Annotated in this window: 23 protein-coding genes; 12 read left to right on the top strand and 11 right to left on the bottom strand. The window is 73.2% G+C overall.

Features of this window, described 5'->3' with window-relative positions; all coding sequences use genetic code 11:
* The first annotated feature begins 3 nt into the window (after positions 1 to 3).
* The gene (locus tag ACQF4J_RS25960) at positions 4 to 420 is read left to right on the top strand and encodes a Zn-ribbon domain-containing OB-fold protein (RefSeq protein WP_351561020.1); all 417 of its coding nucleotides are present in this window, start codon (positions 4 to 6) and stop codon (positions 418 to 420) included.
* Complete coding sequence (locus tag ACQF4J_RS25955) at positions 417 to 1,193, top strand: enoyl-CoA hydratase/isomerase family protein (protein WP_351560907.1); 777 nt, start codon at positions 417 to 419, stop codon at positions 1,191 to 1,193. Before ACQF4J_RS25960 ends, ACQF4J_RS25955 begins: the two co-directional genes overlap by 4 nt.
* Before the next feature lie 3 nt (positions 1,194 to 1,196).
* On the opposite strand, the gene ACQF4J_RS25950 is transcribed toward ACQF4J_RS25955, so the two are convergent.
* The 3 genes from ACQF4J_RS25950 to ACQF4J_RS25940 form a co-directional block, all read right to left on the bottom strand.
* Positions 1,197 to 1,688, bottom strand: coding sequence for a hypothetical protein (locus tag ACQF4J_RS25950; protein WP_427166886.1), 492 nt, complete (start codon positions 1,686 to 1,688; stop codon positions 1,197 to 1,199).
* Between the two features lie 133 nt (positions 1,689 to 1,821).
* Positions 1,822 to 4,158: a serine/threonine-protein kinase gene (locus tag ACQF4J_RS25945; protein WP_351798955.1), complete on the bottom strand. Its 2,337-nt coding sequence runs from the start codon at positions 4,156 to 4,158 to the stop codon at positions 1,822 to 1,824.
* Between the two features lie 183 nt (positions 4,159 to 4,341).
* Positions 4,342 to 5,076, bottom strand: coding sequence for a VOC family protein (locus ACQF4J_RS25940; protein WP_351798958.1), 735 nt, complete (start codon positions 5,074 to 5,076; stop codon positions 4,342 to 4,344).
* 135 nt (positions 5,077 to 5,211) lie between these two features.
* Here ACQF4J_RS25940 and ACQF4J_RS25935 point away from each other — a divergent pair, with 135 nt between their 5' ends.
* The gene (locus ACQF4J_RS25935; protein WP_058924738.1) at positions 5,212 to 5,847 is read left to right on the top strand and encodes a TetR family transcriptional regulator; all 636 of its coding nucleotides are present in this window, start codon (positions 5,212 to 5,214) and stop codon (positions 5,845 to 5,847) included.
* 181 nt (positions 5,848 to 6,028) lie between these two features.
* Entirely contained in the window at positions 6,029 to 6,325 is a 297-nt protein-coding gene (locus ACQF4J_RS25930; protein WP_351560901.1) for a hypothetical protein, read from the top strand.
* Here the strand turns inward: ACQF4J_RS25930 and ACQF4J_RS25925 are convergent.
* On the bottom strand, positions 6,319 to 6,795 hold the full coding sequence (locus tag ACQF4J_RS25925; protein ID WP_351560899.1) for a nitroreductase/quinone reductase family protein: 477 nt from the start codon (positions 6,793 to 6,795) through the stop codon (positions 6,319 to 6,321). The two genes, ACQF4J_RS25930 and ACQF4J_RS25925, sit on opposite strands and share 7 nt — an antisense overlap.
* A complete protein-coding gene (locus ACQF4J_RS25920) occupies positions 6,792 to 7,976 on the bottom strand; it encodes an acyl-CoA dehydrogenase family protein (RefSeq protein ID WP_351560897.1) in 1,185 nt (394 codons plus the stop codon). Before ACQF4J_RS25920 ends, ACQF4J_RS25925 begins: the two co-directional genes overlap by 4 nt.
* A gap of 76 nt (positions 7,977 to 8,052) precedes the next feature.
* Between ACQF4J_RS25920 and ACQF4J_RS25915 the strand changes: the two genes are divergently transcribed.
* A complete protein-coding gene (locus ACQF4J_RS25915; protein WP_351560895.1) occupies positions 8,053 to 9,225 on the top strand; it encodes a thiolase C-terminal domain-containing protein in 1,173 nt (390 codons plus the stop codon).
* Between the two features lie 11 nt (positions 9,226 to 9,236).
* On the opposite strand, the gene ACQF4J_RS25910 is transcribed toward ACQF4J_RS25915, so the two are convergent.
* Both ACQF4J_RS25910 and ACQF4J_RS25905 read right to left on the bottom strand, forming a co-directional pair.
* The gene (locus tag ACQF4J_RS25910) at positions 9,237 to 10,565 is read right to left on the bottom strand and encodes a hypothetical protein (protein WP_351798961.1); all 1,329 of its coding nucleotides are present in this window, start codon (positions 10,563 to 10,565) and stop codon (positions 9,237 to 9,239) included.
* A 35-nt stretch (positions 10,566 to 10,600) separates the two neighbouring features.
* A complete protein-coding gene (locus ACQF4J_RS25905; RefSeq protein WP_427166885.1) occupies positions 10,601 to 11,074 on the bottom strand; it encodes a hypothetical protein in 474 nt (157 codons plus the stop codon).
* Positions 11,075 to 11,137: 63 nt separating this feature from the next.
* On the opposite strand from ACQF4J_RS25905, the gene ACQF4J_RS25900 reads away from it, so the two are divergent.
* Positions 11,138 to 11,803: a pyridoxine/pyridoxamine 5'-phosphate oxidase gene (locus tag ACQF4J_RS25900; RefSeq protein WP_351798967.1), complete on the top strand. Its 666-nt coding sequence runs from the start codon at positions 11,138 to 11,140 to the stop codon at positions 11,801 to 11,803.
* Positions 11,804 to 11,807: 4 nt separating this feature from the next.
* Here the strand turns inward: ACQF4J_RS25900 and ACQF4J_RS25895 are convergent, their stop codons facing one another.
* From ACQF4J_RS25895 to ACQF4J_RS25880, 4 genes are all read right to left on the bottom strand, one after another.
* Positions 11,808 to 12,671, bottom strand: a complete 864-nt coding sequence (locus ACQF4J_RS25895; protein ID WP_427166884.1) for a GNAT family N-acetyltransferase — start codon at positions 12,669 to 12,671, stop codon at positions 11,808 to 11,810.
* 82 nt (positions 12,672 to 12,753) lie between these two features.
* Complete coding sequence (locus tag ACQF4J_RS25890) at positions 12,754 to 13,356, bottom strand: GNAT family N-acetyltransferase (protein ID WP_351560886.1); 603 nt, start codon at positions 13,354 to 13,356, stop codon at positions 12,754 to 12,756.
* 8 nt (positions 13,357 to 13,364) lie between these two features.
* Complete coding sequence (locus tag ACQF4J_RS25885) at positions 13,365 to 13,772, bottom strand: Zn-ribbon domain-containing OB-fold protein (protein ID WP_427166883.1); 408 nt, start codon at positions 13,770 to 13,772, stop codon at positions 13,365 to 13,367.
* The gene (locus ACQF4J_RS25880; protein ID WP_351560882.1) at positions 13,772 to 14,221 is read right to left on the bottom strand and encodes a DoxX family protein; all 450 of its coding nucleotides are present in this window, start codon (positions 14,219 to 14,221) and stop codon (positions 13,772 to 13,774) included. Before ACQF4J_RS25880 ends, ACQF4J_RS25885 begins: the two co-directional genes overlap by 1 nt.
* 194 nt (positions 14,222 to 14,415) lie before the next feature.
* Between ACQF4J_RS25880 and ACQF4J_RS25875 the strand changes: the two genes are divergently transcribed.
* The 6 genes from ACQF4J_RS25875 to ACQF4J_RS25850 all read left to right on the top strand — a co-directional run bounded on the left by ACQF4J_RS25875 (position 14,416) and on the right by ACQF4J_RS25850 (position 22,782).
* Entirely contained in the window at positions 14,416 to 16,005 is a 1,590-nt protein-coding gene (locus ACQF4J_RS25875; RefSeq protein ID WP_351561018.1) for a subtype B tannase, read from the top strand.
* Between the two features lie 160 nt (positions 16,006 to 16,165).
* Positions 16,166 to 17,353: a flavin-containing monooxygenase gene (locus ACQF4J_RS25870; protein WP_351560880.1), complete on the top strand. Its 1,188-nt coding sequence runs from the start codon at positions 16,166 to 16,168 to the stop codon at positions 17,351 to 17,353.
* A gap of 141 nt (positions 17,354 to 17,494) precedes the next feature.
* Positions 17,495 to 18,994: a flavin monoamine oxidase family protein gene (locus ACQF4J_RS25865; RefSeq protein WP_427166882.1), complete on the top strand. Its 1,500-nt coding sequence runs from the start codon at positions 17,495 to 17,497 to the stop codon at positions 18,992 to 18,994.
* A 143-nt stretch (positions 18,995 to 19,137) separates the two neighbouring features.
* Entirely contained in the window at positions 19,138 to 21,363 is a 2,226-nt protein-coding gene (locus ACQF4J_RS25860; protein ID WP_427166881.1) for an acetate--CoA ligase family protein, read from the top strand.
* Complete coding sequence (locus ACQF4J_RS25855) at positions 21,354 to 22,145, top strand: enoyl-CoA hydratase/isomerase family protein (RefSeq protein WP_427166880.1); 792 nt, start codon at positions 21,354 to 21,356, stop codon at positions 22,143 to 22,145. The genes ACQF4J_RS25860 and ACQF4J_RS25855 overlap by 10 nt, the downstream gene beginning before the upstream one ends.
* 40 nt (positions 22,146 to 22,185) lie before the next feature.
* Positions 22,186 to 22,782 carry a flavin reductase family protein gene (locus ACQF4J_RS25850; protein ID WP_427166879.1) on the top strand — a complete coding sequence of 199 codons (597 nt, stop codon included), beginning with the start codon at positions 22,186 to 22,188 and terminating at the stop codon, positions 22,780 to 22,782.
* Positions 22,783 to 22,929 lie beyond the last annotated feature (147 nt).

Raw genomic sequence — 22,929 nt, 5'->3', positions numbered from 1 at the left:
GCGATGCTGAACCCCGTCACCGACACCGACGGCGCCCCCTTCTGGGGCTACGCCCGCCAGGGCGAACTGCGCGTGCAGGCCTGCGCCGACTGCGGCGAGCCGCGCTTCCCGCCCCGCCCCTGCTGCCCGCACTGCCAGTCCTTCGCCACCGAGTGGCGCCGCACCGAGGGCCACGGACGCGTCTGGTCCTACGTCGTCCCCCACCCGCCGCTCCTGCCCGCCTACGCCGAGCAGGCCCCGTACAACGTGATCGTCGTCGAACTCGCCGACGCCCCGCGCGTCCGGCTCGTCGGCAACCTGGTCGCAGAGGCGGGGGCGCGGCTGGACTCGGTGCCGCCCGAACGCATCCGGATCGGCGCGCGGGTACAGGTCGTCTTCACCGACGACGGAGTGCCCCAGTGGGTCCTGGAGCGCCCATGACGACGACCGTGCGCCTGGCCGCCGACAAGGACACCGGCGTCGCCGTCGTCACCCTCGACCGGCCCGACCGCCTCAACGCCATCGACCTCACCATGCGCGACGAACTCCGGCAGCTGTGGCGGGAGTTGCGGTTCGACGACTCCGTACGGGCCGTGGTCCTGACCGGCGCCGGGGAGCGGGCCTTCTGCACCGGCCTCGACCGGGACGCGGTGGTCCCCCAGCCCGGCTCCCCCTACATGGCCGACGATCCGCTCCTGCGCGTCGGGCCCAAGTCCAACGACCTGTGGAAGCCGGTGATCGCCGCGGTGACCGGCATGGCCTGCGGGGGCGCCTTCTACCTCCTCGGGGAGTCGGACTTCGTCGTCGCCGACCCCACCGCCGCCTTCTTCGACCCGCACACGACGTACGGCATGGTCAGCGCCTACGAGTCGGTGCTCCTCGCCCAGCGGATGCCGTACGGCGAGGTCGCCCGGATGATGCTCATGGGGACGGCGGAACGGATCTCCGCCGAGCGCGCCCACGCCATCGGTCTCGTCTCCGAACTCACCGCGCCCGGCGAGGCGTTGGCGGCGGCGACGCAGTGCGCCGCCGTGCTCGCCGGGTATCCCGCCGAGGGCGTCCAGGGAACCGTGCGGGCACTGTGGGCGGCCCGGGAGAGCGCCGTCGCCGCCGGGTTCGCGCAGGCGCCCCACCTGATCGCGCTCGGCAACCTCCCGGGCGAACGGCAGGCGGAGCTGTTCGCCGGGCGGCGCAAGGGGTTCCGGACGCGTTAGGCGTCAGCCCGACGCCGGCGCCAGGTCCCGTACCTCGCAGTGGTCGACGCGGGAGACGCGGGCGCTGCCGCCGCCGACGTACTCGCGCAGCGTCACCGTCCCGCTCGCCGGCACCCGTGCCCGGTCGGCCTGGGTCGCGACGATGCCGCCCTTGGCGTCGAGGAAGGTGACGGTGACATCGAAAGTGCCCGCGGTGGTGTTCGGGTTGCTGACCTGGACGGTCGCGTACGGCTGCTTCACGGTCGCACAGCTCACCAGGACCGCCATCGCGGGCGACTGCGAGGCCGCGGCGGTCGACGAGTACGAACCGCTGCCGCCGGTCGTGGTGGTCGTGTGCCGCGAGGTGTCGTGGTCCTGCGAGGAACTGCTGCACCCGCCACCGCTGCCGTGGTGCTTGCCGACGCCGTGGTGCCGCCCGGTCGAGAACCCCGTCAGCGACACGACGACGAACCCGATGACAACCGCAAACCTGAAAGCCCGCCCCCGTGTGTTCATACCGCCACCCTAGCGACGGTCCGTCACGGTGGTGTCACCGCATGGCGGTCGGCGCGTGCCGGGCGTAGCGTCGGTGGGGACGGCCGCCGTCCACACCCTTCCGTCAGCCGGTACGACGGCCGTCACCGACGCCTCACGCCGTGCGCGCGGTGCCCGTGCCCTTCTCCGCGTCCAGCGCGTACACGCACCGGTCCTTGCTGCACGCGTACACGACCCCGTCCCGGACCACCGGCGACCCGGTGATCTCGCCGCCGGTCGCCAGCTTCCAGCGCAGGCGGCCGTCGTCGGCCTTCAGCGTGTACAGCAGGTGGTCGGTGGAGCCGAAGTGGATACGGCCCTCGGCGACGGCCGGGGCGCCCACGATGTCGCCGCCCGCCTGGAAGCGCCACTTGGGCGTGCCCGTGACCGCGTCCAGGGTGTAGAGGCCCTTGCCGCTGCCGACGTGGACGTGGCCCGCGGCCACCAGGACCGGGTCGATCGAGGAGCGGGACTCGGTGGCGATGCGCCAGCGGTCGCGGCCGTCGGCGGCGTCGAGGGCGTAGACCGTGCCGAGGTAGTCGGCGAGGTAGATGCCGCCGCCGGTGACCGCCGGGCCGGGCGCGAAGGTGGGCGGGGAGAGGAAGACCGCCGGGGCCTCGAAGTGCCACTTGACGTGGCCGCCCGCGATGTCGAGGGCCACCACGCGGGTGCCGGCGGAGACGTACACGTAGCCGTCCGGCGCGGGCGTCACCCGGACCGGGACGCCGCCGCAGGAGGCCGCGTCGCCGATCGGGTAGGACCAGCGCTCGTCGCCCGTGCGGGCGTCCAGGGCGCGCAGCCGGGCGTCCTGCCAGACGTAGACCGTGCCCTCGTGGACGGCGGGCCCGGCCTCGGGCGACTCGAAGTCGGTCTGGGCGCCGGTGAGCTCCCACAGCTTCTGCCCGCTGGAGGCCTCCCAGGCCTGGACGCCGCCGCCGCGCGTGCCGGTGACGACCGTGCCGCGGTCGGCGTGCAGGGAGTAGACCCAGGCGTCCGTGGACAGCCGCCACAGGTCCGCGCCCTCCCGGCAGTCCAGGGCGAACAGCGTGGGGCCGTCGGAGGCGTGGATACGGCCGTCCGCGACCGCCATCGACCAGGCGACGTCCCGGGTCTTGAAGCGGCGCCGTCCGGTGGCCACGTCCAGGGCGTGCACCTCGAAGGAGGTGACGTAGACGAGGTCGCCAAAGACCGACGGGGTGCCCCAGACGTCGTTGGACATGCGGAACCGCCAGGGGCGCCAGCCGGCCGCCGTCTCCGGGAGCGCGGGCGCCTGCACCGCGGGGCCCACGGCGGGGTCGGTGCCGTTGACGCCGGGGCGGGCCTTGGACCAGGAGGCGGCCAGCGCGGCCTCCGGCGGGGGCGCCTTGACGGCGGCGGCACGGACGTCGGCGACGCGCGGGCCGGGGCCGATGGGCACCTGGGCGCCGGCCAGCCGGACGGGGCCGGTGTCGGGGGCGCCGACGGGAACGGGCGCCGGGTCGTGCGGGGGCGGCGGCGGGATGGGGGCGGGGGCCTGGCGGCCGGTGCCGCGGCCGGTGCCCTGCGGCGCCGGGCGGCCGCCGCGGCCCCGCGCCTCGATGAGGGCGACGGCCTTGTCGGGCAGCCAGGCCGAGGCCGTACCGCTGTCGTCGGAGCCGGAGCCGAACAGGTGCGGGGCGAGCTGGGCCTGGAGGTCGGCCGGGTTGGGGCGGCCCGTGGCCTCCATCTGCATGCAGGACTCGATCAGCGGCCGCAGCTCGTCCGGCAGGCCCTCCAGGTCCGGGCCCTCGCGCAGCAGCATGAAGACCGTCTCGACCGGGTTGGCGCCGTGGAAGGGCGGGTGGCCGGTGGCGGCGAAGACCAGCATCGAGCCCAGCGAGAAGACGTCGCTCGCGCCGGTGACGCTGCGGGAGTCCTTGGCCTGCTCCGGGGACATGTAGGCGGGGGTGCCGACGGCCACGTTCGTCATGGTCAGGCGGGTGTTCGAGACGCCGGAGGCGATGCCGAAGTCGATCACCCGGGGGCCGTCCTCGACCACCAGGACGTTCGACGGCTTGAGGTCGCGGTGGACCAGCCCGGCGCCGTGGATCGACTGAAGTGCCTCCGCCACACCGGCCGCGAGCCAGCGCACGGCCTGGGCCGGCAGCGGCCCGCACTCGTTCACTATCTCCTCGAGGGACGGCGCGGGGACGTACGCGGTGGCCAGCCAGGGCACGGCCGCGCGCGGGTCGGCGTCGACGACCGCGGCCGTGTAGAAGCCGGAGACCGCCCGGGCCGCCTCCACCTCGCGCGTGAAGCGCACGCGGAAGAGCTGGTCCTCGGCGAGCTCGGTCCGGACCGTCTTGATCGCCACGCGCCGGCCCGACGCCGAGCGCGCGAGATAGACCAGCCCCATGCCGCCGGCTCCCAGCCGTCCCAGCACCTCGAACGGCCCGATCCGCCGCGGATCGTGCTGCGTCAGCTGATCCACCACTCTGCCTGCCACCTCCCCGTACGAGCCGCGCCAGTCACATGATTACGCGACCGAAGTGCAGCGTCTCACCACCGCACCGCCATGGCGGCACGCACCCCGATTCTTCCTGGCCCGGGCACCTGTGGCGAACCCGGGCGCGAATCGGGGTGTCTCACCCCAAAAAGGCACGATTCCAGGCTCGGCTCAGCGCTCGGGCCGCTCCAGTACGGCGAACGAGGCCCCTTGATTGTCGGTGACGACCGCCACCTTTCCGTACGACGTCTCGAATGGTGGTGCCTGGATCCGGCCGCCGAGCCGGCCGACCGTGCCGAGGACCTCCTCGCAGTCCTCGACCGCGAAGTGGACGACGAAGTGCGGCGGCATCTCGGCCGGGAAGACCTCGGAGACCGCCGCCCGCCCGAAGTCGGGCTCGGCGTCCGGCCCGAAGAGGGCGTCGTGGAACAGCTCGCCGTAGAAGGTGTTGGCGGCCTCGGTGTCGCGGGCGTACAGCTCGGCCCAGGCGAAGGTGCCCGGCTCGTGCCGCCTGCCGAAGCCGGGATGGCCGCCCGGCTCCCAGAGGCCGAAGACGGCGCCCTCGGGGTCGGTGACCAGCGCGGTCGTGCCCAGGTCGCCCACCGGCACCGGCGCCGTCACGACCTGGCCGCCGGCCGCCCAGACCCGGTCGGCCAGCGCCTCCACGTCCGGCGTGCAGAAGTACACCGTCCAGACGGTGGGCAGCCGCCCGTCCGCCTTGCGGGCGAGCGCCGCGACCGGTTCGCCCCGCTGGTGCGCCCATACGGAGCCGCCGTAGCGCTGCTCCTCGAAGGTCCACCCGAAGAGCTCACCGTAGAACCGCTTGCCCGCCTCGACGTCGGGAAGCTGCGCGTCCACCCAGCAGGGGACGCCCTCTCCGTACGCGGATGCCCTGTTTTCGGCCATACCGCCAAACTAACGGCGCCCTGCGCACCCCGCAGGACCAGGCACACCTGCCCCGGCACCCCCGTGCACCCCATTTGCAGTCGGCCGAATCGCGCTCCGATCACCCCTCGGTAAGCTGACGGCATGACAGGACAAGTGCGTACCGTCGACGGCCGCGTGGCCGGCCGGCGTGGGCAGGCGACCCGGCAGAAGCTGCTCGACTGCCTCAGCGAGATGCTCAGCTCCTCCCCCTACCGGGACGTCAAAGTCATCGATGTCGCCCGGAAGGCGGGGACTTCGCCCGCGACCTTCTACCAGTACTTCCCGGACGTCGAGGGCGCCGTCCTGGAGATCGCCGAGCAAATGGCCACCGAGGGCGGCCAGTTGACGGCGCTGCTCGAGGGCCGCTCATGGGTCGGCAAAGCCGGCTGGCAGACCGCGCAGGAACTCGTGGACGGATTTCTGGAGTTCTGGCGCAAGAACGACGCGATCCTGCGCGTCGTCGACCTCGGTGCGGCCGAGGGCGACAAGCGGTTCTACAAGATCCGCATGAAGATCCTGAACTCGGTGAACAACTCCCTCGCGGACTCGGTCGCCGAACTGCAGTCCAAGGGCAAGGTCGACAAGGACGTGAACCCGGCCGCGGTCGCCGGTTCGCTGGTCGCGATGCTCGCGGCCGTCGCCTCGCACCAGAAGGGCTTCCAGACCTGGGGTGTGAAGCAGGCCGAACTGAAGCCGAATCTGGCGCTCTTGGTACACCTGGGCGTGACGGGCAAGAAGCCGACGAAGTAGCCCGCCCCTCCTTTCCAGACCCCCAGTCCTGTCTCGCAGGCGGTGGCCCCGGGTGATCGTGCCCCGGACCACCGCCTGCTGTGCTGTGCGGGAAGATCCGGCGACGCCGTGATCGCGATGAGTGGTTTCCTCCCGGTTTGCGTACCTATGGGGAAGGTACTCCGCGAGAGGAGACGCGCTCATGAACCTCCTGAAGCGAGCGGCCGTCGCCATGGCCTCGGCCGCCCTGATCACCGGCGCCGCGGGGATCGCCGCCGGGCCCGCCTTCGCGACGGGCCAGCCCAACCAGTCCTGCCAGGCCGAGTCCGCGAGCCCCGGCCACGCCTCGAGCGCCCCAGGTTCCGCGTTCAACGAGGACCCGGGCGGCGTCGCCGGCGCCAACTACGCCGGTTCCGGCCCCCATTCCGTCCAGAACGCGGGCAGCGGCAACGCGGTGTCCCAGTACGACGTGGCCTGCACCCAGGTCTCGTCTCACTGACCGCGACGGGTGATCCGAAAGATCCGGATCTCCCTTTCCACCCGCGCCTGATAGGTGGCGTACGGCGGCCAGAAGGCCAGCAGCTCCTTCCAGGCCGCCGTCCGCTCCTCGCCCTGGAGCAACCGGGCCCGGACGGGAATGTCCGCGCCCTTCCAGCTGACCTCGGCGTCCGGGTGGGCGAGGAGGTTGTGGGTCCAGGCGGGGTGGTCCGTACGGCCGAAGTTCGAGCCGACGAGAAGCCAGCTGCGGCCGTCCTCCTGCGGCATGCACGCGAGCGGCGTACGGCGGGTCAGCCCGCTCCGCGCCCCCGTGGACGTCAGGATCACCCCCGGCAGCATCTGCGCGCTGAGCAGGACCTTCCCGCGGGTCAGGCGGTGCACGGCACGGTCCAGCGCCGGGACGACGTGCGGGGCCACCTTGGCGAAGCCCCTCGTCGACGAGATCCTCTGCACCACGCGTTCGCCGATCACACCGCCACCTCCCGGTCCTCGAAGAGCCGCGCCGCGTCGGCCGCGTGCGCCCGCAGCCGGTGCACCGGCCCGAACAGCAGTTCGTCGCCGGCGGCCCGCTTGAAGTAAAGGTGCGCCTCGTGCTCCCAGGTGAAACCGATGCCGCCGTGCAACTGGATGCCTTCCGCCGCGGCCCGGCGCAGGGCCTCCAGCGCCTGCGCGAGCGCCAGCCCGCCCACGGGCTCGCGGCGGGCGGTGGCCCAGGCCGCGTAGTAGGCAGCCGACCTCGCCGCCTGCACCCCCACATAGACGTCGGCGAGCCGGTGCTTGACCGCCTGGAAGGAGCCGATCGCCCGCCCGAACTGCTCCCGCTGCCCGACGTACTCGACGGTCCTCTCCAGCGCCCGGTCGGCGGCCCCGACGGCCTCGCAGGCCAGCACGGCGGCAGCGGCGTCGCCCACGGTCGCCAGGGCGCCCAGGACGTCCGCGCCGTCCTCGCCGAGCAGCTCGCCGTCCACGTCACGCAGTTGCAGCCGGGCCTGCGGGCGGGTGGCGTCGAGGGCGGTCCGCCGTACCCGCACCAGCCCGTCGGCGTCTCCCCGTACGAGGAAGAGGAGGGTCCGCGAGCGGGCGAAGCCGCCGGTGTGGGCGGCGACCAGCAGCAGCCCCGCGCCGTGCCCGTCCAGCACCTGCTCGATCTGCCCGTACAGCAGCCACCGCTCCCCCGCCCGCCTGGCCTGCACTCCCCCGGCCCGGCCGCCGCCGGCCCAGTCGCCGCCGTTGTCTCCGGTCAGCGCGAGTGCGGCGGCGAGGGCGGTGCCGGGCACGGCGAGGGCGGCGGTCAGGGCGCCGGAGGCGAGGCGGGGCAGCAGGTCGGCGCGCTGAGCCTCGGTGCCGAGGGCGAGGAGCAGGGGCGCGGCCAGGGCGCAGGTCGCCAGGAGCGGGGTGGGTGCGAGGACCCGGCCGGTCTCCTCGGCCGCCAGGGCGAGCTCGGCCGTGGAGCAGCCGACCCCGCCGTACGCCTCCGGGAGGGCCAGGCCGGGCAGGCCGAGCCGGCCGGCCAGGAGGGTCCACAGGGCGGGGTCGTGGCCGTCCGGGGTGTCCAGGGCGGCGCGCAGCGCCTCGGGGCCGCAGCGTTTGCGGAGCAGTTCGCGCAGGGTGCGGCGGATCTCGTCCTGTTCGGCGGTGAAGCTCGCGTCCATGGCTCTTCCCTCCGGATCTGACGGCCCGTCATATTAGGGGGGCGGGAACGAGATGCCCAGGGGGAGGAGACCTCTCATGACACGCGGTAGCCGCGGGGTGGCCGTGGTCGGCGTCGCCCTGTCCGACTGCGGGCGCGTGGACGACGCGACCCCGTACACCCTGCACGCCCAGGCGGCCCGCCGCGCCCTCGCGGACGCGGGACTGGACCGCCGGCACGTCGACGGCTTCGCGTCGGCCGGCCTCGGCACCCTGCCGCCGGTGGAGGTGGCCGAGTATCTGGGCCTGCGCCCCACCTGGGTCGACTCCACGGCGGTCGGCGGTTCGACGTGGGAGGTGATGGCGGCGCACGCGGCGGACGCGATCGCGGCCGGGCACGCGAACGCCGTGCTGCTCGTGTACGGCTCCACGGCCCGCGCGGACATCAGGGCGGGCCGGCGCACCGGGAACCTCTCCTTCGGCGCGCGCGGCCCGCTGCAGTTCGAGGTCCCCTACGGGCACACGCTCATCGCCAAGTACGCCATGGCCGCCCGCCGCCACATGATCGAACACGGTACGACGATCGAGCAGTTGGCGGAGGTGGCCGTGCAGGCGAGGGCGAACGCCGCCCTGAATCCCGACGCCATGTTCCGCGAGCCGGTCACGGTGGACGACGTCCTGTCCGGCCCGATGATCGCCGACCCCTTCACCAAGCTGCACTGCTGCATCCGCTCCGACGGCGGGGCGGCGGTGCTGCTGGCGGCCGAGGAGTACGTACGGGACTGCCGTACCGTCCCGGTCCGGGTGCTCGGCACCGGGGAGCACGTCAGCCACGCGGCGATGTCGGAGTGGGCGGACTTCACGGTCTCCCCGGCGGCGGTGAGCGGGCGGCTGGCGTTCGAGCGAGCGGGGGTGCGGCCCGACGAGATGGACTTCGCGCAGATCTACGACGCCTTCACCTACATGACCCTGGTGACCCTGGAGGATCTCGGGTTCTGCGGGAAGGGGGAGGGCGGGGCGTTCGTGGAGAAGGGCCGGCTGAGGGTGGAGGGCGGGGAGCTGCCGGTGAACACGGACGGGGGCGGGCTGTCGGCGCAGCATCCGGGGATGCGGGGGCTGTTCCTGCTCGTGGAGGCGGTGCGGCAGCTGCGCGGGGAGGCCGGGGCGCGTCAAGTGCGGGGCCGGGACGGGCGGTTGCCGCGGCTGGGGGTGGCCTCGGGGACGGGCGGCTGGTTCTGTTCGTCGGGGACGGTCGTGCTGGGGCGGGACTGACCGCGGCCGGATCACTCGCCGACGGTGATCACTGCCCGGTCGTCGGCCGGATCGTCGTCCCGCCTGCCCCGGTCCCAGGCGCTGCTCGGCCTGTCGTCCCGCAGGAGCAGCCGGCCGGTGCCCGGCTCGCCCAGGAGGGCGGTGAACTCGAAGGTGCGCGTGCCGCCGGGTTTCAGCGGGCCGACGTCACAGGTGTAGGTGAAGTCCTTCGAGTCGCAGTAGGGCTGGTACACGCCGTCGTCGTACTCCTCCATGGGCTGTTTCACCATGGTCGTGCCGGGCGGCGGCTCGAAGACCAGCCGGGCGACGGCGCCCGCGTCCGCGGGGCCGTCGTTGCGGACGGTCAGCCGGAAGGTGCGTCTCGTGCCGGGGGCGCCGTGCAGGGCGACGTCCTCGACCGCGTAGTCGGCGTGGGTGTCCAGGACGACATAGGTGGGGCCGCCGCCCTTGACCCAGGGGCCGCTCGGGGCCTTACCGGGCTCGGCCGCCAGGGTGGGGCCGTCGCCGTGGTCGCCGCCCTTGGGGGTGGTGCCGTAGTGGCGGCCCAGGGCCAGGGCCCACACGTCGTGGCCGTACGAGGTGTACATGTCGGTCCTGGATGCGCGCAGTCTCACCGCGGGGCGCAGCACGACGGTCCCGCCGGGCTCGATGCGCAGACCGGGGAACTCGCAGACCGCGATGTGGCCGTGGTACGGCTGCGGATAGCGGCAGTTGCGGTACTTCTCCGTGAACTCCATCTCACCGGCACTGAGTTCGAGGCCGACGCCCTCGACGGGTACCTCGCCCGTGTTGCGGACCACGACCGGCTCGGTCAGCTCCGCCCCCGGGCGGACATCGGTGAGGGAGGCACGGGTGCGGGCTTCGAGGACCGGTTCGCCCACGACGGCGCGGGTCCGGGCGGTGAGCTTCCTGCCCTTGGCCGTGGTGTACGTGAACCGGACGACTCCGGTGTCCCCCGCCCTGCTGCCCTCGGCGGCCACCGGTGAGACGCGGGGGCTGTCGCTCCAGTTGTCGTACTCCGCGCCCACCTCGCAGGTCACATGGGTGGGACCACCCCGGCAGTCGCCGCTCCGGCGCAGGGCGACGGCCTTCTCCGAGCCGGGCAGCACGTCGGCGGTGAGCGTACGGCCCTCGCGCTCGCGGCCGCCGGTGCCGTCGGCGGCGGAGAGGTGGAAGGGGACCTTGTCGTGCGGGCCCGACGTGTCGCCGACGGGGCGCAGGTAGAAGGTCTCGGGAGCGGTGAGGGCGGGGCCACGGGAGGGGTCGGGGCCGGAGGCACAGGAGGTGAGGGCTGCCATGAGCACACCGGCGGCGAGCGCGCCGGCCCCGCGAGTCCTCACCCTCGTCCCGCCTTCCTCCGTCCGTGTCCGCCCGGTCAACCTACCGTCGTGCGGAGTTGGCCGACGGGGCGGCCGCCGTCGTAGGCGTAGACGTGCACCCGGGTCGTGGTGCCCGACCGCGCCGTGACCAGTTCGAGCGCGACGACCCGGCCGGCCCGGTCCCGGGCGACGGCGTCGACGCGCACGGCGGACGCGGGGGTGACGACGACCGTACGGCCGTGGTGGCAGTCGTGAGAGACGGCGACGATGCGGATCACGCCGAGCGGGGTGCCGGTCCTGGCCGGGAGCCGGGAGCCGCCGGCCGGGGCGGGCGGCATGCCCCGGGTGGAGGTGCCCAGCGGTGTGGCGCCGATCGCGTCGGCGCCACGCGGGAAGTCGACCCCGCACAGTCGGAGCGGGCCGCCGCCGCTGCGGACGTCGGGCCGCGCGCAGCTCCCGGCGGTGAGGGCCAGTCCGACGGCGAGCAGGCACGCCCCCGCCGCCCTGCTCCGGTTCCGGATGGGGTTCATGTACCGGGGACGCGGGCGGCGGGCGAATCGTTCGGCGGGGTCCGGCGAGGCGATACTCGGCGCATGAGCGAGGATCTCCACGAACTGCTGCGGTCGCTCCGGGTGTGGGACCCGGAGGTCACCGACCTCCGCCCGTTCGACCCGGCCACCGCGCCCGCCGAACCCCTGTCCCTGTTCACGGCGTGGTTCGCCGAGGCGGTGGCGGCCGGTCAGCCGGAGCCGCACACGATGTCCCTGGCCACCTCCGGGGAGGACGGCGAGGCGGACGTACGGATCGTGATGCTGCACGGCGCGGACGCGGACGGCTGGTCGTTCGCGACGCATGCCGGCAGCCGCAAGGGCAGGCAGCTCCGGGCGCGGCCGTACGCCGCCCTCGGCTTCTACTGGCCGCGCCTGGGCCGCCAGGTCCGGCTGCGCGGCCCGGTCACCGCCGCGCCCTCGGCGGAGTCCCAGGGCGATCTGCACGCCCGCTCCACCGGCGCCCTGGCCGCGGCCCTCACCGGCCGCCAGAGCGAGGTCCTCGGGTCGGTGGAGGAGCTGGCGCGGGCCTCCGAGGCGGCCTGGGAGCGGGCCCGGCAGGACCCCGGCGCGCCCGTGCCCAGCTGGACCCTCTACCGGCTGCGTCCGCAGGAGGCGGAGTTCTTCCAGGGCGACGAACGGCGTCGGCACGTGCGGCTCGACTACCGCCTCCAGGAAGGCGGTTGGGTCAAGGAGCTGCTGTGGCCGTGACCGCTCAGGCGCCGGTGAAGCCGTAGACCGTGAAGTCGGCCACCGGGCGGTAGCCGATGCGCTGGTAGAGGGCGTTGCTGGTCGGGTTGGCGAGGTCCGTGAACAGCAGCACCTCCTGCGCGCCCGCCGCCAGCGCGGCCCGGCTGACCTCGGCCGTGACCGCCCCCGCGTATCCGCGGCCGCGCAGGTGGGCCGGGGTGTAGACGGGTGCCACGCGAATCTGGCCGGCGACCATCGGCGTCACACCGGCCATGGACAGGGGGGTGCCGTCGGTGTCCTCCCAGAAGGTGACCCCGCCGTAGGAGAGGCGGGCGTCGGCCCACTGGTCCGCGGGCACCGCCGCTCCGGCGCCGACGGCCTGCGTGAACTCGTCGTGCCAGCGCTCCAGTTGCCGCCGGTCGGCCTCCTGCGCCACCCGCGGCCGGCCGTTCGGCACGGGTCCGGGTTCCGTCAGCGTGCCCAGCCGGTACAGCCGGTGGCGTTCGTGCTCCGCCACGGTCCCGCCCGTGTGCCGTCGCCAGGCCTCGGCGAGCGCGGCGGCGGTGGCGGCCTCGCTGTTGACGCCGGTCAACGGGCGCCCGAGGCCCGCCAGATGGACGGCGAGGGCGTCCGTCTCCTCGGGGGCGAGGGCGGTGACGTACAGCTCGAAGGGCGGGGTGCAGAAGTAGGCGGCGCTCACCGTGCCGTCCCTCTCCAGCAGACCGAAGTACGGGGCCTCGCCGCCGTAGTGGGCCGCTCCGCGGGTGCGCAGGCCTTCGGTCACCGTCAGGGGGACGGTGTGCAGGGCGGGGCGGGAGCGGAGGAAGGCCCCGGCGCGCGTGAGGAAGGCGTTCAGGTCGTCGAGGGAGTACCAGTCGTCGGGCCGCATGCCCCATGGTCGCCCGGACCCGGCGCCCGGCGCCTGCGAATTACGGCCGGGCGACGCGTGCCCCGTCACATTCCGCCCCGGTCTACAGCCCTTCCGGCTCCGCGTCCGTCGCCAGGCGGCCGTGCAGATGCATGTCACGGAACGCGTCGTGCCGGCCCGCCTCGAACGTCGCTCCGCGCAGCGTCCCCTCGTACCGGAAACCGCACCGCTCCGCGATCCGGCAGGAGGCCTCGTGTCCGACGGCGTGGTCGAGTTCCAGCCGGTGCAGGCCCAGTTCGGTGAGCGCCCACCGAGACGCCACGGCCAGGGCGCGGGTGGCGACCCCGCGTCCGCGCGCCTCGGGCAGCACCCAGTAGCCGACGCGGGCGTTGCTCAGGGCGTGGTTGATGAGGTTGAGGCCGATGTGGCCCAGGACGGTGCCGCTCCCGGCGTCGGTCACGCAGTAGGAGACCCCGGTGCCCTCCACCGCGCTCAGTGTCTTCGCGCTCAGTGACTCATGGGCCGACTCCAGGTCGGTGACCGGCCTGAGCGGGGTGTTCCAGCGCCGGAAGTCCGGGTCGGTCAGGCCGCGCAGCCAGTTCGCGACGTCGGTCTCGCTGCGCGCGTCCCACGGCCGCAGGCGCAGGCCGAGCCCGTGCAGGACGGGGAAGGGCGAGAGGGCGTGCTGTTCGTCGACGGGGGGCATCGCCCCATTCAAGCCGCTGTGCCGCGGCCGCGCGGCCGGAACACCGGCACTCCTTCCCGGAACGTCACCTCCAGCTCCAGACCGGCGGCCGGCTCCTCGCACCCCACGACCTCGGTCATCATCCGCGGCCCCTCCGCGAGGTCGACCACGGCGGCGACGTACGGTGTCCGCTCCCCGAAGGGCGGCAGGTCGTTGCGGTGCACGACCGACCAGGTGTAGAGCAGGGCCCGCCCGCTCGCCCGCTCCCAGACCACGTCCTCGCTCCAGCAGTACGGGCAGAACTCCCGCGGGTAGTGGTGCGCCCGCCCGCAGGCCCCGCAGCGGCGGATCAGCAGCCGGCCCCCGGCTGCCGCGTCCCAGTAGGCGCGGGTGAAGGCGTCGGCCTCGGGGAGATCGTGGCGGGCGGGGCCGGTCATCAGAACAGTCCCAGCGCGCTGTCGAGCGACCAGGTCTGCCACGACATCCCGAAGAGGCCGACCAGTGACATCAGCGCCATCATCGAGTTCTGCCCCTGCTCGGCGACCTCGTGGATCATGAGGGTGAAGTAGAGGACGTTCAGCAGCAGGCCTCCGACCAGGGCGACCGGCGTCAGGAATCCGGTGACCAGGCCGAGGCCGAGCGCCAGCTCCGCGTAGACGACGACATACGCCATCGTGCGCGGCCGGGGCACCACCATGACCTCGAAGCCGGAGCGTACGGCGTTCCAGCGGTGCTTCGCCGCGATGTCGGCCGCCCACTTGATCCCGGTCCCGCGCTCGAACCAGGCCTTGCGGTCCTTGTGCCGCCAGCTCTCCAGCCACCACAGCCCGAGTCCTATGCGCAGCACGGCCAGCCACTGCGCGCCCGTGAGCCAGATCGAGTCCATGACATCTGACGGTACGTCAGATACGACGATCCCGGAAGCCGCCTGTGCGTCACCCGTGAAGCTGTGGGGTCGCCATGAATACCCGCAGATTGTTGGCAATTTCGTCCACACCCTCGCTAGCTTCACAGACGCAACCCGCATACCGAGGGAGACGAACCGTGAAGCACAGGGCAGTCAAGCGCAGGACCGTCGTGATGGGCATCGGCGCCACCGCGGGCGTCGCCGCGGCCGGCGGCATCGCCCTCGGGGCCCAGGCCTCCACCGGCTCCTCGTCGTCCGCTTCCTCCTCCGGCTCGCTGGTCTTCGACCCGGACGGCTACGAGAAGCTGACGACGACGGTCACCGACACCGACGGCGACGAGCACTCGGTGACGTACCACTTCTGGAAGGCGATCACCTATGTCGCCGAGCCCGTCGACGCCACGTACCAGTCGCTCGTCGTCAGCGCGCCGGTCGAGATCGACGGCAGGGCGGTCGACCCGTCCGACGCGCCGATCCTGTTCGCGAACTCCGTCGGCGGCTACATGCCGTCCTCCGTCGCGGACGCGACGGGTGTCGGCGCCGGCGGCATGACCGGCGGCGGCGCGCCCGGCGGCGCCCCCAGCGGCGGCGCCTCGCCCAGCGCCTCGGCCCCGGGCGCGAACGGCAACACCAACGCCACCGGCGGCGCCACCGCCTCCAACCAGCTCCTGGCACTGGCCGCCGGCTACGTCGTCGTCGAGCCCGGCGCGCGCGGCCGCACCCTGAAGAACTCGGCCGGCGAGTACTACGGCACGGCCCCGGCCGCGATCGTCGACCTCAAGGCGGCCGTGCGGTACGTCAGGTCCAACAAGGGGCGCATCCCCGGCGACGTGGACCGGATCGTGTCGGCCGGCACCAGTGCGGGCGGCGCGCTGTCGGCACTGCTCGGCGCGTCCGGCGACAGCCCGATCTACCACAAGTACCTGAAGGAGCTCGGCGCGGCCGACGCCTCCGACGCGATCTTCGCGACCGGCGCCTGGTGCCCCATCACCGACCTGGAGCACGCCGACGGCGCCTACGAGTGGAACTGGGGCGCCAACGCCACCCAGTCCACCGGCGAGGTCGTCGACCAGAGCGTGTCGAAGGACCTCGCCGCACAGTTCGCCGAGTACCAGGCGTCGCTGAGGCTGCGCGGCCTGAACCGCTTCGGCGCGCTGACCGCCCGCAACTACGACGAGTACCTGCTGGAGCAGTACCTGCGGCCGTCGGCGACCAGGTACCTCGCGGGCCTGTCGGACTCCGAGCGCGAGACGTACCTGGCGAAGAACACCTTCATCACCTTCTCCGCCGGCAAGGCCCGCTTCACCTGGGACGGCTACCTCGCCCATGTCGGCGCCCGCAAGAAGACCGCGCCCGCCTTCGACGCCTTCGACCTGTCGGCCGGCGAGAACAACGAGTTCGGCGCGGGCACCACCGAGAACCGTCACTTCACCGCCTACGGCGCGAAGAACGACAGCACCGGGCTCGGCACCAAGCGGGTCGCCGCCGACATCCCCGAGAAGCTGCGCCTGATGAACCCGATGTACCACCTGGTGGACAAGGTCAACGGCCGCCGCTCCAAGCACTGGTGGATCCGCCTGGGCACCGACGACACCGACACCTCGCACGTCGTCTCCGCCAACCTCGCCGCCGCCGCGGCCGGCCTGGGCGACGAGGTGAACCACCTCTACTACTGGGACCAGGGCCACGGCGCCAACACCGACCCGGGCGACTTCATCACCTGGATCGCCGAGGTGACGGGCTTCAAGGGCGCGAAGAAGTAGCAGGCGCCCGAGGTCGCCGGGGCGGACTTCTCCGTACGACCACAACCAGGTGTCCTACGTCACAAGCCCCACCCACTCCTCCTACAGGCGTGATCAATCCGCAACCAATTCCGGTCTTGACCGAGACCCATCAAGCTGGTGCGTGATTACGCTCGCGCTCATGGCCGACTCCACACCGTCCCCGAGCCCCTCGGACCGCCCCGTCTACATCGTCGGCGGCGGTCCGGCGGGGCTCTCCGTCGCGTACGCGCTGCGGGCCCGGGGCATACGCGCCGTCGTGCTGGAGAAGTCCGACCGCGTGGGGGACTCCTGGCGCCGCCACTACGACCGGCTGCGCCTGCACACCACCCGGCGGCTGTCGGCCCTGCCGGGACTGCCGATACCGCGCCGGTTCGGGCGCTGGGCGGCCCGGGACGACGTGGTGCGCTACCTGGAGAAGTACGCCGAGGTGCACGAACTGGAGATCGTCACCGGCGTCGAGGTCTCGCGCGTCGAACGCTCCCCCGACGGCACCGGCTGGCTGCTGCACGCCACCGGCGGACGGGAGCTGACCGGGGCGGCCGTGGTCGTCGCCACCGGCTACAACCACACGCCGTACGTCCCCGACTGGGCCGGTCTCGACGACTACACCGGCGACTTCGCGCACGCCTCCCGCTACCGCAACCCCGAGCCCTACGCCGGCCGTGACGTCCTCGTCGTCGGCGTCGGCAACACCGGTGCCGAGATCGCCGTGGACCTGGTGGAGGGCGGCGCCTCACGGGTGCGGCTGTCGGTGCGCACGGCCCCGCACATCGTCCGGCGCTCGACGGCCGGCTGGGCAGCCCAGTACACCGGGGTGCTCGTGCGGCGGCTGCCCGTCGGGCTCGTCGACCGGCTGGCGCGGCCGCTGGCGAAGCTCAGCGTGCCCGACCTGTCCGCACAGGGGCTGCCCCGCCCGGACACCGGCCTCTACAGCCGGGCCAAGGAGGGCGCCATCCCGGTCCAGGACGTCGGTCTCATCGACGCCGTCCGCAAGGGCCGCGTGGAGGTGGTGGCCGCCGTCGACGGCTTCGAGTCCGGCAAGGTCGTCCTCGCCGACGGCACCCGCATCTCCCCGGAGGCGGTCGTCGCCGCCACCGGATACGTCCGCGCGCTGGAGGACCTCGTCGGCCACCTCGGCGTGCTCGACGACCGGGGCAGACCCCTCGCGCACGGCGCCCGCGCCCCGCAGAACGCGCCGGGCCTGCACTTCACGGGCTTCACCACCCCCCTCAGCGGCACGCTCCGCGAGGTGGCGATGGACGCCGAGAAGATCGCGAAGGCCGTGATGCGGAACGGCGGAAGCACCTTGTCCCGACTGCCCGGCTGACGCAGAAGCGCTCAACTCCCTTTCTCGACACTCCCGTTACTCACGTGCCAGATGTGACGGGAGCGTTGAAGTGTGCCGCCCTCCCGGGCCAGAATGTGAACACTTCTCACTTTCTGGCTCCACACTCTCTCCACTCGGAGGATGCACGTGGCACGCGAAAGACAGCTCTCCCGGCGTTCCCTGCTCGGCGGCGCCGCCGCGGCGGCGGGCGCCGTGGCCCTCACCAGCACCGCCGCCGGAACGGCCACGGCGGCCTCCGCCCTCCCCGCCGTGGACGTCGCCGTGATCGGCGGCGGCATCGCCGGCCTGACCGCGGCCCGCGACCTGGTGGCCGGCGGAAAGACGGTGGCCGTCCTGGAGGCCCGGGACCGCGTCGGCGGCCGGGTCGTCAACCTCTCCCTCGCGAACGGCGGTGTCACCGAGGGCGGCGGCGAGTTCATCGGCCCCACCCAGGACCGCATCAAGGCGCTCGCCGACTCGCTGGGGGTGGCCACCTTCACGACGTACAACACCGGCAAGAACCTCCTCTACAAGGACGGCACCCGCACCCCGTACGCCACCGACGGTCTCCTCGGCTCGGTCCCGCCGGTCGACGCGGCCGGCCTCGCCAACGCCGCCATCGTCCAGGCCAAGCTGGACGACATGGCCAAGACGGTGCCGGTCGACGCGCCGTGGACCGCGCCCAAGGCCGCGGAGTGGGACAAGCAGACCTTCGAGAGCTGGCTGAACGCCAACGCGATCGTGCCGTCGGCGAAGTTCCTCCTCGACGTGGCCTGCACCTCGATCTTCTCGGCCCAGCCGCGTGAACTCTCCCTGCTCTACGTCCTGTTCTACATAGCGGCCGCCGGCAACGAGTCCAACGCCGGCACCCTGGAACGCCTCACCGACACCGCGAACGGCGCCCAGGAGTCCCGCTTCGTGGGCGGCTCCCAGCAGGTGCCGATCAAGCTGGCCGCCACGCTCGGCGACCGGGTGGTGCTGAGCGCGCCGGTCCGCTCGGTGGTGCAGTCCGGCGGCAAGTACGTGGTGACCGCGGACGGCGTCAGCGTGACCGCGAAGAAGGTGATCGTCGCCGTGCCGCTGCCGCTGACCGGCCGGATCGCCTTCGACCCGCTGCTGCCGGCCGCCCGCGACCAGCTGAGCCAGCGGATGCCGATGGGCTCGATCGGCAAGGCGATCGCGGTCTACGACACCCCGTTCTGGCGCGCCGACGGCCTCAACGGCCAGGTCGTCAGCGACTCCGGCGTGGTCCGCTCCACCTTCGACAACTCGCCGCCCGACGGCTCCTACGGCGCCCTGATGGGCTTCATCGAGGCCGACCAGATGCGCGCCTACGACGCGTCGAGCACCGACGAGGTGAAGGCGGCCGTCCTGAAGGACTACGCCGCCTACTTCGGCGACAAGGCCAAGTCGCCGACCTCCTTCGTCCTGCAGCGCTGGGACAACGAGGGCTTCTCGCGCGGCGGCCCGGTCGCCTACGCCCCGCCCGGCGTCCTCACCGAGTACGGCGCCGCCCTGCGCAAGCCGGCCGGCGGCATCCACTGGGCCGGCACGGAGACCTCCACGTACTGGACCGGCTACATGGACGGCGCGGTGCGCTCCGGCGAGCGGGCGGCGAGGGAGGTTCTGGCCGCCCTCTGATCCCCCGTGGGACCGAGGGCCCAGGGGTTGATCCGGTTTCGGATTCACCAACTTTGCGTGCACAGCAGTTCCTGACACTGCGTCAGTTCACCTAATCTGACACTACGTCAGTTATTGGCTGTCACACAGGAGCGGGCGGACCGATGCTTGGATCAACCCACGGCACCCTCACCACCGACTCCCGCCGGGCCCGGGTCATCGCCTGCGGCGAGCAACCCGGACCCGCCGTACACGGCCGGCCGGCCGACGTCGACGACCTCGACGTCAGCGGCCGCCCCCTCTATTCCGACGTCCCCGATCTGGACCGGTTCTTCCGGCCCGAGTCCGTGGCCGTGGTCGGCGCCTCGGACGCCGAGGGGCGGCCCAACACCGGTATCACCCGGCAGCTGGTCGCCTGGGCCGAGCGCGTCGGGGCGCGGCTGCACCCCGTCCACCCCAGCCGGCCGTCCGTCTTCGGCATCCCCTGCTCCCCGTCCGTCGCCGACCTGCCCGAACAGGTCGATCTCGCGGTACTGCTGGTCGCCGACCCGCTTCCGGTGATCGACGAACTGGCCGAGGCGAAGGCGAAGTTCGCGGTCGTCTTCGCCTCAGGGTTCGCCGAGACGGGCGCGGCGGGCGCGGCCGCGCAGGAGCGTCTCGCCGCCGCCGTGGCCCGCTCCGGCATGCGCCTGCTGGGCCCCAACACCAATCTCAACGCCTTCGAGCGGTTCCGCGACGACCTCGACGGTCCGGCCATCGCCCTGATCACCCAGTCGGGACACCAGGGCCGTCCCGTCTTCGCCCTCCAGGAGCTCGGCATCCGCCTCTCCCACTGGGCGCCCACCGGAAACGAGGCGGACCTGGAGACGGCCGACTTCCTCTCCTACTTCGCCGAACGGCCCGAGGTCGGCGCCATCGCCTGCTACATCGAGGGCCTCAAGGACGGCCGGTCCTTCCTGCTCGCCGCCGACCGGGCCGCCCGCCGCAGGGTGCCGGTCGTCGCCGTGAAGGTCGGGCGCACCGAGACCGGCGCCCGCACGGCCGCCTCCCACACCGGGAAGCTGACCGGCGCGGACACCGTGGTGGACGCGGCGCTGCGGCAGTTCGGTGTGATCCGGGTGGACGGTCTCGACGAACTCCAGGACACCGCCGCCCTGTTGGCCCGTGCCAGGCCGCCGGTGGCCGACGGGGTCGTCGTCTACTCCATCTCGGGCGGCACGGGCGCCCACTTCGCCGACCTCGCGACCGAGGCGGGGCTGCGGCTGCCGGTGCTGTCCGAGGCGAAGCAGGCCGAGCTGCACCAGTGGATACCCGAGTACCTGAGCGTGGCCAACCCCGTGGACAACGGCGGCCATCCGGTCGGCGACGAGCGCGGCCGGAAGATCATCGACGCGATCCTCGACGACCCGGCGGTGGGCGTGCTCATCTGCCCGATCACCGGCCCCTTCCCGCCCCTGAGCGACAGGCTCGTGAAGGACCTGGTGGACGCGGCCGAGCGCACCGACAAGCTGGTCTGCGTGGTCTGGGGCTCCCCGGTCGGCACCGAGCCCGCCTACCGGGAGGTCCTGCTCGGCTCCTCCCGGGTGGCCACCTTCCGCACCGCCGCGAACTGTGTCACCGCCGTCCGAGCCCACCTCGACCACCACCGCTTCGTGGCCCGCTACCGCTCCCCCTTCGACGAGGCCCCGCGCACCCACTCACCGTCCTTCCGCAAGGCGCAGGCCCTCATGCGCCCCGGCCAGCAGCTGAGCGAGCACGCCGCCAAGCAGCTGCTGCGTGCGTACGGGATCCGGGTGCCGCGCGAGCAGCTGGTGACCAGCGCGGCGGCCGCCGTGCGCGCGGCCGGCCTGGTGGGCTACCCGGTGGTGATGAAGGCCTCCGGCGCCCAGATCGCCCACAAGACCGAGCTGGGTCTGGTCAAGGTCGGACTCACCTCCGCCAGCCAGGTCCGGGACGCCTACCGGGAGTTGACCGACATCGCCCGCCACGAGGGTGTCGCGCTCGACGGCGTGCTGGTCTGCCAGATGGTCGAGAAGGGCGTGGAGATGGTCGTCGGCGTCACCCACGACGAGCTCTTCGGGCCGACCGTGACCGTGGGCCTCGGCGGGGTGCTGGTCGAGGTGCTGCACGACGTGGCCGTACGCGTGCCGCCCTTCGGCGAGGATCAGGCCCGGGACATGCTCGGCGACCTGCGCGGGCGGGCCCTGCTCGACGGGGTGCGGGGGCGTCCGCCGGCCGACCTGGACGCCCTCGTGGAGGTCGTCCTGCGGGTGCAGCGCATGGCGCTGGAGCTCGGGGACGAGCTGGCGGAGCTCGACATCAACCCCCTGATGGTGCTGCCCAGGGGGCAGGGCGCGGTGGCGCTGGACGCGTTGGCGGTGTGCCGGTGACCGGGGTGCTGCACACCGTCGACGCCGGGGTCGCCCACCTCACCCTCGACCGGCCCGAGGCCCTCAACGCGCTCACCCCGGACCAACGCGAGCTGCTCATCGAGCTGTTGGCGGACGCCTCGGCCGACCCGGACGTGCGGGTGGTCGTCGTCACCGGGACCGGACGCGGCTTCTGCACGGGGGCCGATCTGCGGGGCGGGGCGGCGGGCGGGGAGCGTGTCGCCGGCGATGTGGCGCGCATGATCCGGCAGGGCGCCCAGCGTCTGATCGCCGCCGTCCTGGACTGCGAGAAGCCGGTGATCGCGGCGGTCAACGGCACGGCGGCGGGCCTCGGCGCGCATCTCGCCCTCGCCTGCGACCTCGTACTGGCCGCGGAGTCGGCGAAGTTCATCGAGGTGTTCGTGCGCCGCGGACTTGTGCCGGACGGCGGGGGCGCCTATCTCCTCCCCCGCCTGATCGGCCCGCATCGCGCGAAGGAGCTGATGTTCTTCGGCGACGCGCTCTGCGCCGCCGACGCCGAGCGCCTCGGCCTGGTCAACCGGGTCGTGCCCGACGCCGAGTTGGACAAGACGGCCCGTGACTGGGCGGCCCGCCTGGCCGTCGGCCCCACCCGGGCCCTCGCCCTCACCAAGCAGCTCGTCAACGCCTCCCTCGACGGCGACCGGACGGCCGCCTTCGCCGCCGAGGCCGCCGCCCAGGAGATCAACATGACGACGGCGGACGCCCAGGAGGGCGTGCGGAGCTTCGTGGAGCGCAGAAGCCCGGAGTACCGGGGCCGCTGACCTTCCCATCTGACGATGCGTCAGCTTCAATGGAGGGGTGATGGGACACGCAGGAGCAGCCGCGGCCGCCGTCCGGTACCTGAGGTCGGGCCGGGCCCCGGCCCCCGTGGAGGCGCTGCCGCGCCCGGAGCTGCGCTGCGTCGGCGAGGACGAACGGGCCCCGGTCGACCCGGCCGAGTTCCGGCGCGTGCTCGGCGGCTTCGCGACGGGCGTGACCGTCATCACCGCGCCCGCCGGCCCCGGCGAGGAGACCCCCGCCGGCTTCGCCTGCCAGTCCTTCTCCTCCCTCTCCCTCGACCCGCCCCTGGTCGCCTTCATGGTCGGCCGTACGTCGACGACCTGGCCGCGCATCGCCCGCGCGGGCGTCTTCTGCGTCAACGTCCTCGCCGGCCACCAGGGCGGGCTGTGCCGGTCCTTCGCGGTGAGCGGCGCGGACAAGTTCGCGGGCGTCGCCCACGATCCGGCTCCGGTCTCCGGCTCCCCGCGCCTGGCCGGTGCGCTCGCCTGGATCGACTGCACGGTCCACGCGGTGCACACCGGAGGCGACCACCTCATCGTGGTGGGGCGGGTGGAGGCGCTGGGCACGGGCGACGAGGAGGCGGAACCCCTGCTCTTCCACCGGGGCCGCTTCCGCTAGGGCCTGTTGTTTGGATCAGCTCGGCATCGCGGGCCCTGGCACGCGCATCTGCCGCGTTGTCGTCACTCGCCGACTCCCTCCTCCGCCTTGCAGCCGCACGCACCAGACCGCGCTCGGCTCGGCCGCAAGGCACCGTCCCCTGCAGCC

Origin of the sequence: Streptomyces sp. C1-1, from assembly GCF_050214755.1 — a bacterium.
In the GTDB taxonomy this organism is placed as follows: Bacteria; Actinomycetota; Actinomycetes; order Streptomycetales; family Streptomycetaceae; genus Streptomyces.
The sequence above is the reverse complement of the archived record's forward strand: the minus strand, read 5'-3'. Positions and strand labels throughout refer to the sequence as shown.